The following is a 15,838-nucleotide window of genomic DNA, read 5'->3' as shown; positions in this document are numbered from 1 at the left end:
AGAAAACTCAACGAAAAGGATTAGTTAACCCAAAAACCCTAATACTATGCATTACAGCCCCCAAACTTTTCATCCTCCGGCTAAGTCCAAAAAAGCAATTCATAAACCATTTTTTGAACCAAAGTCAACAGCAGTGTCTGTAAGAGAAAATAAAGAGAAAGCGTCCCAAAAACCCCATGCTTTAGATTTGGGAAAAGTAGAAACTGCAGAGGCGCCACAGGAAGAATTTCTGCAAAAATCAGATGATTCCCACTATTTTACCGGAACAGTAATTATTGGTGAAGGTTGCAGGCTGGAAGATTTTAAAATGATACCTGGTTTAGATAATGAACCTTTATACACCCCGACTAGCAGGGTGATCACCCATATTGATGGTTTTTGGTATCGACAGATGTCAGATTCCTGGTTTAAAATTCCCAATGGAGCCACCGTTAGTGTGGAATGTGATGAGTCCAGAAGACTTTCATATGAGGTAATTGTTAATGTCCCTTTCTTTTCACCCGAATGGGTAAGAGGTTCAGGATATCCCTTTTAACCAATGAAAAGTTTTAACTCCAAAACATATCGACCCAATAGCAAATCTTCTGCCCAACGGAAAGACAGCTTTTTCCAGGCAAAGCTTAATATGGAAAAACCTGGAGACCGGTATGAACAGGAAGCTGATGCCAAGACGGATCAGGTTTTGGCGGAGCTAGACAACCACTCAACCAAGGCAGCTATTGCAGAACCAGCCATTCAAACCCAACGCGAAGAGGAACATCAACTCAAATCAAAAGAGGATCAATCTAAGCTTGAGTCAAAGTCAGAACAACCTATAGCGGAAACTGTCACCCCTGTAGTGCAACAACAAGCTGAGGAAGATCAAATTCAGGAAAAGGAGGAGGAAGAGCTTCAAAAAAAAGAAGAGGAAGAAGTTCAAAAAAAGGAAGAAATAGGGTCTGGAGAAGGAGAAGATCCAGGGGAGGAAGAAACCAATGTCCAAATGAATGGGGGGGATGAAAACCAGGTCAGCCCAAGTTTAGAACAAAATATTCAACAGTCCAGCGGTGGACAACACATGGATTCCGAGGTGAAAGGTAATATGGAAAGCGGCTTTGGGGCAGACTTTAGCGGGGTCAATATCCATACGGATTCCAATGCCGTTAAAATGAACCAGGAGATTGGTGCAAAAGCCTTTACCCATGGGAATGACATCTATTTTAATGAGGGCCAATACCAACCTAATACTTCTTCTGGACAGCATCTTTTGGCCCACGAGCTTACCCATACCATCCAGCAAGGCAGCAGTCCTGCTGTGCAGGGGAAGATGGTGCAGAAGGAAGATAATGAAGATACTGAAACCTTCCCAGATTCTACTGAGAAATATAATTTAAACACCTCTCCTCCAAAGATAATTATTAACTCACTTCCAGTCCCACCCATTAAATCTGATGCATCCAAAATTCCAGGAGAACAATTATTCCGCGCAAATAATTTTAATAGAAGTGATGATAATGACCCTGCTCATTTGATAAAATGGAAAAATGAAGTGGATTCTTCCGGGGTAAAATCAAAAATGGAATCCTTAGGTTTTGAACCTAATCATAATTATGTCGTCAGGCATTATCGAAAAGCTAAAAGTTTAAGAATAGGGGATACCAATATTCTTTCTAATAGATTGTTACTTCCATATTGGAACCAAGCAGGCGATTATACCGAATTTGACGTGGATCACTATGTTGAATTACAAATTGCTGGCTGGCCAAAAAGTTCTTGGGGAAACAACCTCACTAATTATTGGCTTTTGAACAGTGATGCCAATCAAGCCTCTGGAAGGAAAATATTATCAAGTATCCGAAACAATACAGCCAATCAGGTTAAGAACGATGAAAATTCAAAAGAGGCACTTAAAAGCTTGGATATTGATGTAGACCGGCTTAGGACCAATACCAATATTTACAATGCCATTAAGGGAAGATTTGATATATATTTTAATTCTTTAAGTGGGAGTAGTGAGTATGCTGTGGGCGATTCCCACTCTTGGCCTCAAAGGAAAATATTAAGTGGTGACCATATTGATACTTTAATGGAAGGAAGGGCTAATAATAAAGGGGCCCGGGAAAGTAAATCCATCAAAGTTTACGATTTAGAAGATCCCCAACCACAAGCTTCCAAACCCTTTAATGACCATGATGACAAAGTAAATAGTGAAATTTTGGGTTCCAGCTCTGAAATCAAAATTTTTAGAGATTCTTTTGGAGCTTCTCCTTTTAATATAACCTGGGACACTGAGGAAAACACACTTAATTTGGAAAGTGGTGGATCCGCATTTGTTAATTTAAGAAGAGGTATAAAAGGTATTGTTTCACCCACTCAAGTCCAGTTTGACCGGGAAAATTTAAATTCAAATGCTGGCCATATTACTGTCAACTTGAAACAATTTGACGGGGCTGTTAAACCGGAAGTTAGACAAGGCTTAATTTGGCCAATTCATAGACTCCCCGGGGCCCAATTTGCGGGTTATTTGGAATTGAATGACTTAATGACGGCCATTAATGAAGCCCAGCCTAATGTTACAATTTTTAGCCCTGCAAATGTGCAAAATATTGGTTTTGATCCGGAAAAAGGAATTGTAGCTGGTGGAGAAATAGCATCCAATCTCCCAATTTTTGATCAGCTGGATTTACAATACTCCATGGAAGAAGGGGATTTTAAAATTTATAGGGTTTTTACAAAAGGAGATTTTAACTTCCCTTCACCATTTGAAATAGATGAAGTCACCTTGATTTTATCTGTTGGTACCCGGTCAGGGATTGGCATTTCTGGCCAAGTCAACTTCGGCATCGATCAGGTAGGGGAAGGTCACATTGGAGCGGCTGCTTCCACTTCCAGAGGCTTTGAGCTGGAGGGTGCCTTTAATTTTGATTCTGATCTTTTTGATCCTGCAGAAATCAATGTGGAATACAAGGACAATATCTGGACCATAGGCGGGGAAATCGGCATTCCCGAAGGAAAGGTCCGGGGAGTAAAAAGTGCCACTATCAATGCCAGCTACAGCGAAAATAATTTTACGGCCACTGGTGAAGCAGAATTAGATGTCCCCGGAATTGAACGTGGCAATATGACCGTGGAATATGGAGAAGAAGGATTTGCCATTAGCGGGGATTTTGATATCAGTAGTGATGTTCCCGGCATCTCAGGAGGGAATGTAGAAGCAAGGGTTGCCAAACCGGCAGGGGAGGAAGAATATGACGTTTTCGTCTCCGGAACCGCCCAACCAGACATTCCTGGAATTGACACCTCTCTGACGGTCACTTATGACAATGGCGCTTTGACCATAGAAGGGTCGGCCTCCTATAAAAGGGGAATGCTTAGTGGAACTGTAAATGTGGGAGCTACCAACAGACCCATTGGAGATGATGGGGAACCTGAAGGAGAACCTGATGATACCGTCCGGGTTTATGGGGGAGGTAGTTTGACATTACAGCTCACGCCATGGTTGGCTGCCACTGCAGGAGTGAATTTCTTACCCAATGGAGAAATTGAAGTTACTGCCAGGTTGGAATCGGATAGTTATGAAGTTTTCCCCAGAAAGGAAATAAATAAAAACCTCTTTACGGTTCCTACCATCGAAATCCCTCTATTCGCCATTCCATTGGGACCAAGAAGTATAGGATTAGTGGCCCAAATTGGTGGGGGATTAGATTTTACAGCTGGCTTTGGCCCAGGGGAACTAAGGAACCTTTCTGCTGAAATCACCTATAATCCGGAAAGGGAAGAAGAAACCACTTTAAGTGGTCACGGGGAATTTGTAATTCCTGCCGATGCAGGCCTTACCCTCAGAGGTGACCTAAGCTTGGGAGTTAGTGTAACCATTGCCAGCCTTACGGGGGGAATAGAATTGGCTGGAACCTTAGGGCTGGAAGGGGAAGCTGCTGCGGAAGTGGATGTCAACTGGAGTCCTCAAACTGGAATTACCTTGGATGCAGAGGGCAGGGTAACCGTCAACCCACAATTTACCTTTGATATCAATGCTTTTGCTAGGGCAAGTCTGGGTATTGGCTGGTTTTCCATTTCAGAAACCTGGAGGCATAACCTTGCTTCTTATGAGTGGGGGCCTGGAATCGAATTTGGGGTGGTATTTCCTATCCATTATCAAGAGGGCGAACCATTTGACATGTCATTTGATGATATTGAGGTGATTTATCCGGATCTGGATGTTGTTGATATGGCAAAAGACCTCGCAGGAGATATAAAAAATGATTTATTTGATTAAATTGATACTATGGAATTGAACAAAGCCATTACACTTAACAACCAAGGGGCTAAGCATTTTTTGGAAAAAGAGTATGAAAAAGCGGAACAATGTTATTTAGAGGCTTTTGAGATCAATCCAAAAAATGTATCTGTGCTCAATAACCTTGGTCTTTTTTATCATCAGCAAAAGGATTATGAAAAAGCCCTTTCTTATTTTGACCTCGCTATTTCCCATGAAGAGAAACCCAATTTCAGGGTAAATGCAGGAAATTCCCTGGTCATGTTGAATAAGCCTGATAAAGCCAAGGAACAATATTTAAAGGCTACCAAATTGGACCCTCGACATATAGGGGCTTGGGTAAGTTTGGCCAAACTTTGTACTCATTTGGGTGAGCTGGAGGATGCAGTCCTTTTTTGGAAAAAACTTATGAGATACACGGCCAAGGAGGAATATATATTGGAACTGGCCAAGGTTTATATGTTAAAGAAACAGTTCAATGTGGCAGTAAGCCTTCTTTATGAACGTATTCCTAACCCCAATAACCCAGAAATCTGGTTTCAAATTGGTCGGGGGGAATTTTTATTAAAAAACCATGGAATGGCTGAAGATGCCCTTAAAAAAGCGTTGGCAGAATGTCCTGACCAAGTGGAATATAGATATTATCTGGCCATCAATTACCTGTCGATGGGACAAATAGAAGGTGGTTTGTACCACATTAATATGATACTTAAACTTCAGCCTGATAATTATCAAATTTTAACCGAAAAAGGGATCATCCTATGTGGGCTCCATGAATACGATAATGCATTGAAGCTATTTGAAAAAGCACTTTCAATTCAACCTGAATATGATAAGGCCATCCATTATAAAAAGTTAATTAGCAACCAAACCTCATAACTTATGAAATTGTTAAAATTTAGATCCAGGGGTCCTGAAGTTCATTTTTTGGAGGAATTACTCACTGATTTGGGATATGATGTATTTGTCTCCAATTATTTTGCTTGGGATACCCACCTTGCTGTAAAGCAATTTCAAAAAGAAAATGACCTGGTCATTGATGGCTTAGTGGGAGTAAAAACCTGGAGCAAACTTCTCGGAAAAAACCGTCAGGTATTTGACCAAAATTCAAAATTACTTTCCGAACGTGATTTAGAGGATTTTGCAAAAAATTATGACCTGGAACTGGCTGTAGTAAAAGCAGTAAATGAGGTGGAGAGCAATGGTAGGGGATTCTTGGCCGATGGCCGGGCAAAAATTTTGTTTGAGGGTCATATTTTTTGGCGGGAGCTTAAAAAAAGGGGACAAAACCCTCAGGAATTTGTTAGTGAACAATCCAAGGATATTCTTTACCCCCGATGGACCAAAACCCATTATCAAGGAGGGGCAGGGGAATACACCCGTTTGAATAAGGCCACCCTACTATCCAAAGATCCAGTTTTTAAAGAGGCCGCCTACCGTTCTGCATCCTGGGGTAGTTTCCAGATCATGGGGTTCAATGCTGATAGTTTGGGTTTTAAATCTATAGATGACTTTGTCAATAAAATGCAAAAACATGAAAGAGAGCATTTAAATGCTTTTGGAAAATTTTTAGAAGTAAACCATTTGATTGGCCATCTTAAATCCAAAAATTGGGCAAAATTTGCCAAGGGATACAATGGCCCAGCTTATGCCCAAAATAAGTACGACACCAAGCTTAAAAAAGCATACGAGAAATATTCATAAAATATTATGGACCAACTATTACATTTTTTAAAAGTTGCCATTAAAGCCCGGTTGGATTTTGAATTAGGCAAAACACAACAGCTTGAACAGCCCAAAATGGATATCCATATTCCAAAGCAAGAGGCATTGGGTCAATTTATCAGGGAATATCAAATCAAAAACCAAGACCTCCTATTATTGGTCTTGGCCTGGGTTCCATACATCCATCCCGGTTTTATCCATAAAATCATTCATGAATATTTTCCCAATGGAGGTGAATTTCCAGAATTTGGAGGGATAAAAATGAAAAATCACCGGGGTATTATCCCAACCGGTGAAACAGCCCTTTATATCCTCGCCGGTAATGATCCAAAAACCAGGAAAAAATACTTGCCAATTTTTCAAAATTCCATTCTATTTCAAAAAGAGGTTCTTTTTTTGGACCAAACCCAAAATGGAGAACCTTTCTGGGCAGGGGCTTTATTGATGGAATCAGAATATGCAGAATGGTTTTCCACCGAAAAAGTCAGTAAACCTAAATTGAGCACTAATTTCCCTGCTCAATTGATTGAAACGCAATTAGACTGGAAAGACCTTGTCCTAAACTCCAAGACCTTGATTCACATTCAAGAAATTGAGGAATGGTTAAAATTCGAAAAAGTATTGATGGAGGACTGGGACATGAAAAAGCGGATCAAGCCTGGTTATAGAGTTATGTTTTATGGTCCTCCTGGTACTGGAAAAACTTTAACCGCCTGTTTGCTGGGCAAATACACCCAAAAAGATGTCTATAGAATTGATCTTTCACTTTTAACTTCCAAATACATTGGAGAAACGGAAAAGAACCTTTCTTCTCTTTTTGATAAAGCTGCCCATAAGAATTGGATCTTATTTTTTGATGAGGCTGATGCCATTTTTGGAAAAAGGACCAATGTGAGGGATGCCCATGACAAATATGCCAATCAGGAAGTTTCCTACTTGTTACAGCGAATCGAAAACCATCCTGGATTGGTAATTCTTGCCTCTAATTTTAAAAGCAACATTGACACAGCTTTCACCAGGAGATTTCAAAGCATTATCGAATTCCCCATGCCGGTGGCTTCAGAAAGATTAACCTTATGGGAAAGCAATATACCCCCAAAAGCAGGACTGGAGAAAGGTTTGGACCTTAACACATTGGCCAAAAAATATGAATTATCAGGAGCCAATATTGTAAACATCATCCAATTTGCCAGCTTAAAGGCACTTTCAAAAAATAAACAGGAACTTGAGTCAGAAGACCTTCTTGCAGGAATTAAAAAAGAATTGGCCAAAGAAGGGAAAATGGTTAATTAATGCTGAAGGGACGGAAACCAGTTTTTTAATTTTGAATTAAGAATTGAGAATTGGAATTCATGCTACTTTTTCAAATTAAATTCAAAATTCAGAATGCCATCAGGAAAATTTCAGGGGAGATAATCATTTAAAGTCAAATTTTATCTTTCAAATAATCAATTTCTGAACTGGATTTTGGAATTCTTTACTTTTTCAATTTTTTACATAGGTTCCTTTCCTGTAGTAAACCCTTCAATAAAACCGATATTTCTTTATATATTTTTCAATCATTTTACAATATTTTATTTTTATATATTACATAAAACACAATATTGAATAACATAAATCTGTTAATAGTTTTATTATTTATTTTGTTTTATTTATTTTCAGAACATTCTTATCATCCACCAATAACTCCGGGAATTTGAAAAAGACATCAACCATAAAACAATTTTTTAGCGAACTAACACATAGTGACCATCACAGACCGTTATTTTATAAACCTGGAAAGGATATTCCATCAGGTATTGTAGTTTTTTTGGTGGCACTTCCTTTGTGTTTAGGAATTGCTTTGGCCAGTGGGGCCCCTTTAATTACCGGATTAATTTCAGGAATAATTGGAGGGCTGGTCATAGGAGCCATCAGTGGTTCAGGAACCAGTGTAAGTGGGCCTGCTGCAAGTTTATCTGCAGTGGTCCTTGTTATGATCCAACAATTAGGAAGTTTTGATGTCTTTTTAACTGCCTTAGTTATTGCTGGGGTATTCCAATTTCTTATAGGAATCCTAAAAGCAGGGGTCATTGCAGAATATATGCCCACCAGCATTATTAAAGGTTTGCTTTCGGCTATCGGGATTATTTTGATCATTTCCCAGTTGCCTTATGCTTTGGGTGTGGAAATGAAAACAAGGCTATCCGACTATTCTCAAAATATGGTTGATGATGCACCAGAAAGAATTACTACCATTTTAGAATCTTTTGCTCCTGGAGCCATTATCCTTTCTTTGATTTCCTTAGGCTTTCTAATCTTTTGGGACAAGACATTTCTAAAAAAGTTTAAACTCCTTCCTCCATCACTATTTGTAGTAATTTTATGTGTTATCCTTAATCAACTTTTTAAATGGATAATTCCAAGCCTTTATTTGGAAGGCCAACATTTGGTCCACATCCCAAAAACTGAAGGGTTGTCTTCCATATTGACTTTTCCTGATTTTTCTGTCATTTCCGATCCTAATATATGGGTTTCTGGGTTTACCATAGCAATTATTGCTTCTATTGCCACCCTGATCAATCTGGAAGCAACGGATAATTTGGACCCTCACAAAAGAAGGAGTCCACCCAACAGGGAACTGGTTGCCCAAGGGGTAGGAAATACCATAGCGGGCCTAATCGGGGGGATCCCCATTACTTCGGTAATTGTTAGAAGTTCCGTAAATATAGCTTCGGGGTCAGAGACTAAATTATCTACGCTGGTCCATGGAGCCTTGTTATTGGTCAGTGTATTGTTTTTCAGTGGGGTAATCAATTTAATCCCACTAGCCTCCCTTGCTGCCATTCTATTGGTAGTGGGATATAAATTGGCATCAATAGCCTTATTTAAACAAATGTACCGGAAGGGCTGGTCCCAGTTTATTCCCTACATTGTCACAACAGTTGCCATTATTTTTACGGACGTTTTATTAGGGGTATTGATAGGTTCCGCATTCAGTATTTTCTTTTTGCTTAGGAGTAACTACTTCAATCCATTCAATATTAAGTTTACTCCCTCTCCGCAAGGAGAAATCGCGCATTTGGAATTATCCAATGAAGTTTCATTTCTGAATAAAGCAGCCATCAAGAGGTTTTTATACAAACTTCCCGAGAAATCCAAGATGGTAATTGATGCCTCATTTTCAACCTATGTTGAGCCAGATATTATTGAAATGCTTAGGGATTTTCAAAATACCTACGCCAAGGAAAATAATATCAACCTAAAAATTATTGGCCTCAAAAGCAGTTATGAACATGATAAAAATCTAAACTTGGAAAAAAGGGAAATAGAAGCCGATAAAAAGCTAAATACCCCTCAGGATATTTTGGATTATTTTAAAGATGGAAATACCCGCTATGTCAATGGGGAATTGGTTTCCAAAAGGTTTAGAAATAAAGACCTAATGGATTTTTTCGAATCGCCACCGCTTTCCGCAGTCATCAATTGTATAGACATGAGGGAACCCTTGAATATTTTGTTGGATACAGAAATTGGTGACCTTATTCCTATGCGTGCAGCTGGAAATTTGGTGGGGGAAAGTATCATTCACAGTGCGGAAGTTGCCTGTAGGTACCAAGGTTGTAAACTTATCTTAATAATGGGAAATTCCAACAACGCTTTTATTAAAGAAGCCTTGGAACATCACCATAATGGAAAAGAGAATTCTTATTTGAACCGCTTGATTGAGCCTGCGCTAAGCGATGTAAAAATAAAACAAATGGCTCAGGAATTATCCACAAAGGAACTGGCCGATCAAATAATTAAATGGAATTTAAACGAATCCTGTAACAGGTTATTAAATGAAAATGAATACATCAAAAGCCAAGTTTTACAAGGAAAGATTGGGATATGCACCGCATTTTTTGACCGGGATACCGGGGAAATTACCTTTTCCCCTTTAATGAACACATCCAAAGTTTTAAAGGAGCAGATATAGCCTTAATTTTAGGAATACACACCAATATTAACATGGTCCTCATTTGCAAAGGATCCTAGAAAACAGGCATTTAAAATGCCATCATAAAGACATTATCTGATAGCTAAACCATGTAGGGAAAATCAGGGATCCATTTCTTTAAAAAAACAGGAACAAACCTCTTTTTTGAAATTTGCTCCTGTTTTTCTTGCAAAACCATTTAAACCAATTTGGCATCCATGGTAATTTCAGCCGTTTTTTTTAGCAACATGGAAATTGGACAGGTTTCCTTGGCTTCCTTGGCGGCCTTTTGGAATTCATCATCGTTCATGCCCTCCACTTTGGCTTTTAGGTCCAAATGAATGGCCTTTACTTCTCCATCTTCAAAAGTCACTTTGGCATCGGTATCAATATTTTGCGGATCGTGTCCCATTTCATTGATTACAAAGGCCAGCTTCATACTAAAACATCCTGCATGGGCAGCTCCAACCAACTCTTCAGGATTAGTTCCTTTTTCATCTTCAAACCGGGAATTGGCCGAATATTTTGCCTTGTCTAAAACTTTACTTTGAGTGGTGAGGGTACCTTTACCATCTTTTCCACCACCTTTCCAATTTGCGGATGCTCTTCTGTTAAATTTCATAAGTTATTTTTTAATTAAAAGATTTAAAATACTAAAAACTAATTATGCATCGAATGCCCATATAATTTCAAAATAAAATCGCATTTTCCCAATTATTCCCATGGGGTTATTCACCATTATTTTATTTTATTAACAGTCAAACCTATTAATTTCTTACATTTGATATTGAAATAAAATAATATATTTTACTAGCTATTAATAATTGTTTTAAAATCCTATTAACCAATTAATTACACGCAATGACTCAATTAGCTAATGGTCTGTTAAAATTCCCAAAAGCACAGGAAGTCCCTGAGGAATTTAGATTGACCGAAGAAATCCATCAAAATGAATACCTCTGCAATGGACAGATGAAGCCATGGAATGGGGATGTTCATGAGGTATATTCCCCAATTTGTATTGAAACTGAAGAAGGGCTTAAACGCCAATTGATTGGTGCTTATCCCATTTGTACTGCCAAAGAGGCCATGGAAGCTTTGGATGCAGCTGAGGCGGCATATGGCAATGGAAGGGGAGAGTGGCCTACCTTGACTGTGGGGGCACGGATCAAGTGCATAGAGAAGTTTGTCCATGAAATGATGGAAAAAAGAGATTTGGTTGCCAAGTTGATCATGTGGGAAATTGGCAAATCCTATACTGATTCTCTAAAAGAATTTGACCGTACCGTCCAGTATATCAATGCTACTGTGGATGCTTTGAAGGATTTGGATAGACAATCTTCCGGTTTCCACCTTGTAGATGGAATTGCGGCCCAGGTGAGAAGGTCTCCGTTGGGTGTGGTACTTTGTATGGGCCCTTTCAATTATCCTTTGAATGAAACCTACACCACTTTGATCCCAGCTTTGATCATGGGAAATACGGTATTGTTCAAACCACCAAAGCATGGTTCATTGTTGCATTACCCGCTTTTGGAGGCTTTCGGAAAATGCTTCCCTAAAGGGGTGGTTAACTCCGTATATGGAAGGGGTGCCAATATTATCCCGCCTCTAATGGAATCCGGAAGAATCAATGTATTGACCTTGATCGGATCCAGTAAAGTGGCCGACAAGCTGAAAAAGCAACACCCAAAAGTGAACCGATTGAGGGCTATTTTGGGATTGGATGCCAAAAATGCCGCCATCATCACTGCTAATGCAGATTTGGATCAAGCAGTAAAGGAATCTTTGGCCGGAGCTCTTTCTTTCAATGGCCAACGTTGTACAGCCATCAAAATCGTATTCGTCCATGATAGCCTAAAAGACCAATATTTGGAAAAACTGAGTAAGGCTATCAGCGAATTGAAAATAGGGATGCCTTGGGAAAAAGGGGTTAATATCACTCCATTACCTGAACCTGACAAACCACAATATCTCAAAGATTGCCTGGATGATGCAGTGAAACACGGTGCCAGGATCATTAATGAAAATGCAGGGGAAATCAACGAATCTTTCTTCTACCCGGCCATCGTATTTCCGGTAAATGAGAAAATGAAGTTGTATAGGGATGAACAGTTTGGACCTATTATCCCTGTGATTTCTTTTAGCGATATTGAGGAACCTATTGATTATCTGATTGATTCCCCACACGGGCAACAGGTGAGCTTGTTCAGTGATGATAGCCATGAATTGGCTAGATTGATCGATCCATTGGTCAATCAGGTGAGTCGGGTAAATATCAATTCCCAGTGTCAAAGAGGGCCTGATGTGTTCCCATTCACCGGGAGGAAAGACAGTGCCGAGGGTACACTTTCTGTATCTGATGCTTTGCGTTCTTTCTCCATTCGCTCTTTGGTAGCTACCAAATTGAACGATGAAAACAAAAAGCTGCTCAATGATATAGTCAGCGATGAAGAATCCAACTTCTTGAGCACGAAATTCATATTCTAAGAATTAATCAAGAGTCCTGAGTAGAGAGTATAGAGCTTTTCACTCAGGACTTTTTTTATCAAAGAATTTAGAAATCAAGAGAAAATATTAAAATTCAGTTTAACATTTAGAGACTTCCAATCGATTTATTGAATATCAATCGATGAGATAGGCTTGTACAATGTATTAATTCCCCTTATAAAAATTGCTTACATTTGTAATATGGCTAAGCATGATATCAGGAATAGAGAAGACATAGAAAAATTGGTTCATACCTTTTATGGTCAAATTAGGCAACATCCTGCCTTAGGGCCAATTTTTAATGGAATTGTTACCAATTGGCCAGAACACCTGGAACGCTTATCTGACTTTTGGGAGATGATCCTCTTCCAGACTGGGCCTGGAAAAAACAAATTCAATCCCCTCAAAGCCCACAAAGAGGTGGATATGAAAATAGGACAGCGGCTTACCCAGGTTCATTTTGGGAATTGGCTGGAACTATGGTTTACCACCCTGGACAATTTATTTTATGGCAGAGTTGCCGACCACGCCAAAGAACATGCCCGCAATATGGCCAGCATTTTGTATTTGCGGATTTATGAATCCCGCGACCAATAATAGATAGAAGTAATGAGTATTGAGTAGTAAGAAGACTCGGGATTCATACACACTACTCGAAACTACTATTCAAATCAATTCCCCATACCAAGGGCAATAAAAAATACACAAACAGGGTAATTAATATTATTGAAAGAATATTCATCCAAAAACCGGCCTTGGCCATGGCTGGAATGGTAAGATAACCTGATCCGAAAACCACAGCATTAGGGGGGGTGGCAACAGGAAGCATAAAGGCACAGCTGGCGGCTAGAGTAGCTCCAACCATCAAGCCATAAGGATGGATTCCCAAAGCTGCTGCTACTGAGCCCAGTATCGGTAAAAGCATGGAGGCGGTGGCCACATTGGAGGTGATTTCAGTTAGAAAATTGACAGATGCTACAATCACCAATAAAAACAATAAAAAAGGAATGGATATAAGTGCTTCAAAATGACTACCCAACCAGGAAGCCAGTCCAGTTTCTTTAAATCCAGCCGCAAGAGAAAGTCCACCTCCAAAAAGTATCAGAATACCCCAAGGGATATTTTCTGCTGTTTTCCAGTCCAATAATCTGGCTTTTGTTTTATTGGCTGGAAGCACAAATAACAACACAACTCCCCCCAGGGCAATGATGGTGTCATTCAAAAAGGGGAGGAACCCTTGAAGCAAAAACACCCTGGAAATCCAGCAAAAACTAACCAAAGCAAATACCAACAGCACCCTTTTTTCAGGTACCGTCATTTTTCCTAATTCATGGAGCTGGCGAAGGATTTCTTTATGGCCGCCAGAATATTTTTGACCTTTGGGAAAATGATAAGCCCTATTGACCAAATACCACCAGCATAAGCCCAAAAGACATATAGAAATAGGCAAGCCTATCAACATCCATTTGGCAAAGCTAATGTCCACCCCATATAATTCCTTAACAATACCGGCAAAAACAATATTGGTAGGAGTTCCAATGATAGTGGCCACCCCTCCAATGGAAGCACTATAGGCAATGGCCAACATCAAGGCCCTTCCCATGGAGGTTTCAGAAATAGATTGTTTCGAATTTCCTTCCCCCAACTGATGCACTACAGCCACACCAATAGGAAGCATCATCAAGCTGGTAGCTGTATTGGAAATCCACATTGACAAAAATGCAGTGGCCACCATAAAACCCAACACAATAAATCGCATATCTGTCCCGATATATGCAATGATAGAAAGGGCAATACGCTTATGGAGGTGCCATTTTTCTATGGTCACCGCAATCATAAAACCACCCATATAAAGTAATACCATTGGGTCAGCATAGGGTGCTGCCGCCTGATCCATGTTGAGAGAACCTGTTAAAGGCAAAACCAGTAATGGCAATAAAGCAGTTGCAGAAATAGGAATGGCTTCTGAAATCCACCATACTGCCATCCAAATTGCCAGAGCCATTACAGCCAAGGCTTTTGACTCCAACCCTGAAGGTTCCCATAAAAAATTAATGGCCAAAAAGGATATTGGCCCAAGGAAAAAAACAATGCGGGGGACGTTTTTGCTCATTTATTAAAAATTAAAATCTGACTATCCATTTTCTTTAAGGTAATTACTGGAAGGTAAATTATTAAGAAAGAACCGTGGATGGCCCTTGAAGCATCTGGTTTTTGGGCGATAGCGGAGGGCGTAATAAAAATGAATTAGCTCGTGAAGTGGGTGAGCGAGATCCATTCATTTTTAGCCCGGAGCAATTGGCCAAAAATTAAATTGGGCCAACGAACTTGTTATCGAAAACGATTATGACCCAATTTGAAAGATGTTTCACAGGCCTTGCCCCGAAAGCTTTCGGGGTTGGACACTTTTTCATCAAGGGAAAGTGTCGAAACCTTATAAATAAAGAAAAACCATAAAGAAAACATTATGTTTAAAGTTTCAAATTATCATAAATAATAATTTCTTCATTCTTTAAAAAAAGACTCAAATTCACCCAAAGGCGTTTTCAGGGCCAGGGTATCTTTTCCGAATTTTTGGGTTTTATATCCATTTTTCTCAAGAAGTTCATAACAATTTTGGAGGTCTTCTTTATTCAGGTTTTCATTTTCGAAAATAATGGCCTGGGGTTGCGTTTTTTCAATATCAAATATCCTGATGACTTCCAGGTCAAAACCCTCGGCATCAATTTGCAACAAATCTATTTTGGAAATGGAATAGGATTCCATTAAAGTCTCTGGACTGATGACTTTAACATTTTCAAAGCTTATCTGCTGAGAGGGATCCATAGGCATATTAAGGCCATATTTTTTACAGTTTTTTTGAACAATCCCTTCCTTATAATGTTCCTGCACTTTCTCAAGAGAAAAGGAAGCCAAGCCAGTGGCCCAACGCATTTCACTAAAACCTATCTTATACAGTTTCTGGGAGCCATCTTCTTCCCCAATAGCGGCACAAAGTGGATGTAGTCCTTCATGGTTCTGATAAATTTTACTTAAGGATTCCCGGTAAACTGTAGGCTGTGGTTCCATCAATACTCCAGACCACCTGTCCCTTTTGATAAATTTATGGATAGGATCATGGGTAATGCCATCATTGGCACCAATCTGAACAACAAAAAAATCTCCTTTTTTTGAATTGGAATATTGAGAAAGAAAATCGGATAAACTTCCTTTCTTGGGCTGGTAAAAATATTTATAAAATCCAATAAACAGGGGATTATCAGAGGCACTCAGTTTAAATCGAAATGATTTCCAAAAACTTTTGAATTGGGATTTAATTATCTTTTTCATCTTATACCAGCCATTAAATTCTTTTCCACAAAGGTAATCCACTCCCAAAGGAAGCCTTATTAACCTTTTTTATTTTCCGCTAA

The 15,838-nt window shown here is 39.3% G+C and carries 11 protein-coding genes; 8 read left to right on the top strand and 3 right to left on the bottom strand.

Annotated features, from left to right (window positions below; genetic code table 11):
- Positions 1-46: 46 nt before the first annotated feature.
- From QWY93_RS15935 to QWY93_RS15910, 6 genes are all read left to right on the top strand, one after another.
- Positions 47-535, top strand: a complete 489-nt coding sequence (locus QWY93_RS15935; RefSeq protein WP_290249397.1) for a hypothetical protein — start codon at positions 47-49, stop codon at positions 533-535.
- 3 nt (positions 536-538) lie between these two features.
- Positions 539-4,255, top strand: coding sequence for an eCIS core domain-containing protein (locus QWY93_RS15930; protein ID WP_290249396.1), 3,717 nt, complete (start codon positions 539-541; stop codon positions 4,253-4,255).
- 9 nt (positions 4,256-4,264) lie between these two features.
- Positions 4,265-5,134: a tetratricopeptide repeat protein gene (locus QWY93_RS15925; RefSeq protein ID WP_290249395.1), complete on the top strand. Its 870-nt coding sequence runs from the start codon at positions 4,265-4,267 to the stop codon at positions 5,132-5,134.
- Between the two features lie 3 nt (positions 5,135-5,137).
- On the top strand, positions 5,138-5,959 hold the full coding sequence (locus tag QWY93_RS15920; protein ID WP_290249394.1) for an N-acetylmuramidase domain-containing protein: 822 nt from the start codon (positions 5,138-5,140) through the stop codon (positions 5,957-5,959).
- 6 nt (positions 5,960-5,965) lie between these two features.
- Positions 5,966-7,273 (top strand): ATP-binding protein, encoded by a 1,308-nt coding sequence (locus tag QWY93_RS15915; RefSeq protein WP_290249393.1) that lies wholly within the window; start codon positions 5,966-5,968, stop codon positions 7,271-7,273.
- A 403-nt stretch (positions 7,274-7,676) separates the two neighbouring features.
- Positions 7,677-9,938, top strand: a complete 2,262-nt coding sequence (locus tag QWY93_RS15910) for a bifunctional SulP family inorganic anion transporter/carbonic anhydrase (RefSeq protein WP_290249392.1) — start codon at positions 7,677-7,679, stop codon at positions 9,936-9,938.
- A 199-nt stretch (positions 9,939-10,137) separates the two neighbouring features.
- Here QWY93_RS15910 and QWY93_RS15905 read toward each other — a convergent pair whose 3' ends face one another.
- Positions 10,138-10,560: an OsmC family peroxiredoxin gene (locus QWY93_RS15905; protein ID WP_290249391.1), complete on the bottom strand. Its 423-nt coding sequence runs from the start codon at positions 10,558-10,560 to the stop codon at positions 10,138-10,140.
- Positions 10,561-10,799: 239 nt separating this feature from the next.
- On the opposite strand from QWY93_RS15905, the gene QWY93_RS15900 reads away from it, so the two are divergent.
- The gene (locus tag QWY93_RS15900) at positions 10,800-12,425 is read left to right on the top strand and encodes an NADP-dependent glyceraldehyde-3-phosphate dehydrogenase (protein ID WP_290249390.1); all 1,626 of its coding nucleotides are present in this window, start codon (positions 10,800-10,802) and stop codon (positions 12,423-12,425) included.
- Between the two features lie 201 nt (positions 12,426-12,626).
- Entirely contained in the window at positions 12,627-13,022 is a 396-nt protein-coding gene (locus tag QWY93_RS15895) for a group III truncated hemoglobin (protein ID WP_290249389.1), read from the top strand.
- Between the two features lie 52 nt (positions 13,023-13,074).
- Here QWY93_RS15895 and QWY93_RS15890 read toward each other — a convergent pair whose 3' ends face one another.
- Together QWY93_RS15890 and QWY93_RS15885 are read right to left on the bottom strand one after the other, a co-directional pair.
- Positions 13,075-14,538, bottom strand: a complete 1,464-nt coding sequence (locus QWY93_RS15890; RefSeq protein WP_290249388.1) for an SLC13 family permease — start codon at positions 14,536-14,538, stop codon at positions 13,075-13,077.
- A gap of 392 nt (positions 14,539-14,930) precedes the next feature.
- Complete coding sequence (locus QWY93_RS15885) at positions 14,931-15,755, bottom strand: FkbM family methyltransferase (protein WP_290249387.1); 825 nt, start codon at positions 15,753-15,755, stop codon at positions 14,931-14,933.
- Between the last annotated feature and the right edge of the window lie 83 nt (positions 15,756-15,838).

The organism is Echinicola jeungdonensis (assembly GCF_030409905.1).
Classification (GTDB): domain Bacteria; phylum Bacteroidota; class Bacteroidia; order Cytophagales; family Cyclobacteriaceae; genus Echinicola; species Echinicola jeungdonensis.
The sequence above is the reverse complement of the archived record's forward strand: the minus strand, read 5'-3'. Positions and strand labels throughout refer to the sequence as shown.

What these genes read in the sequence shown, in the direction of transcription:
- QWY93_RS15935 (WP_290249397.1), top strand. Translation starts at nt 47, where the DNA reads ATGCATTACAGCCCCCAAACTTTTCATCCTCCGGCTAAGTCCAAAAAA.
- QWY93_RS15930 (WP_290249396.1), top strand. Translation starts at nt 539, where the DNA reads ATGAAAAGTTTTAACTCCAAAACATATCGACCCAATAGCAAATCTTCT.
- QWY93_RS15925 (WP_290249395.1), top strand. Translation starts at nt 4,265, where the DNA reads ATGGAATTGAACAAAGCCATTACACTTAACAACCAAGGGGCTAAGCAT.
- QWY93_RS15920 (WP_290249394.1), top strand. Translation starts at nt 5,138, where the DNA reads ATGAAATTGTTAAAATTTAGATCCAGGGGTCCTGAAGTTCATTTTTTG.
- QWY93_RS15915 (WP_290249393.1), top strand. Translation starts at nt 5,966, where the DNA reads ATGGACCAACTATTACATTTTTTAAAAGTTGCCATTAAAGCCCGGTTG.
- QWY93_RS15905 (WP_290249391.1), bottom strand. Translation starts at nt 10,560, where the DNA reads ATGAAATTTAACAGAAGAGCATCCGCAAATTGGAAAGGTGGTGGAAAA.
- QWY93_RS15900 (WP_290249390.1), top strand. Translation starts at nt 10,800, where the DNA reads ATGACTCAATTAGCTAATGGTCTGTTAAAATTCCCAAAAGCACAGGAA.
- QWY93_RS15895 (WP_290249389.1), top strand. Translation starts at nt 12,627, where the DNA reads ATGGCTAAGCATGATATCAGGAATAGAGAAGACATAGAAAAATTGGTT.
- QWY93_RS15890 (WP_290249388.1), bottom strand. Translation starts at nt 14,538, where the DNA reads ATGAGCAAAAACGTCCCCCGCATTGTTTTTTTCCTTGGGCCAATATCC.
- QWY93_RS15885 (WP_290249387.1), bottom strand. Translation starts at nt 15,755, where the DNA reads ATGAAAAAGATAATTAAATCCCAATTCAAAAGTTTTTGGAAATCATTT.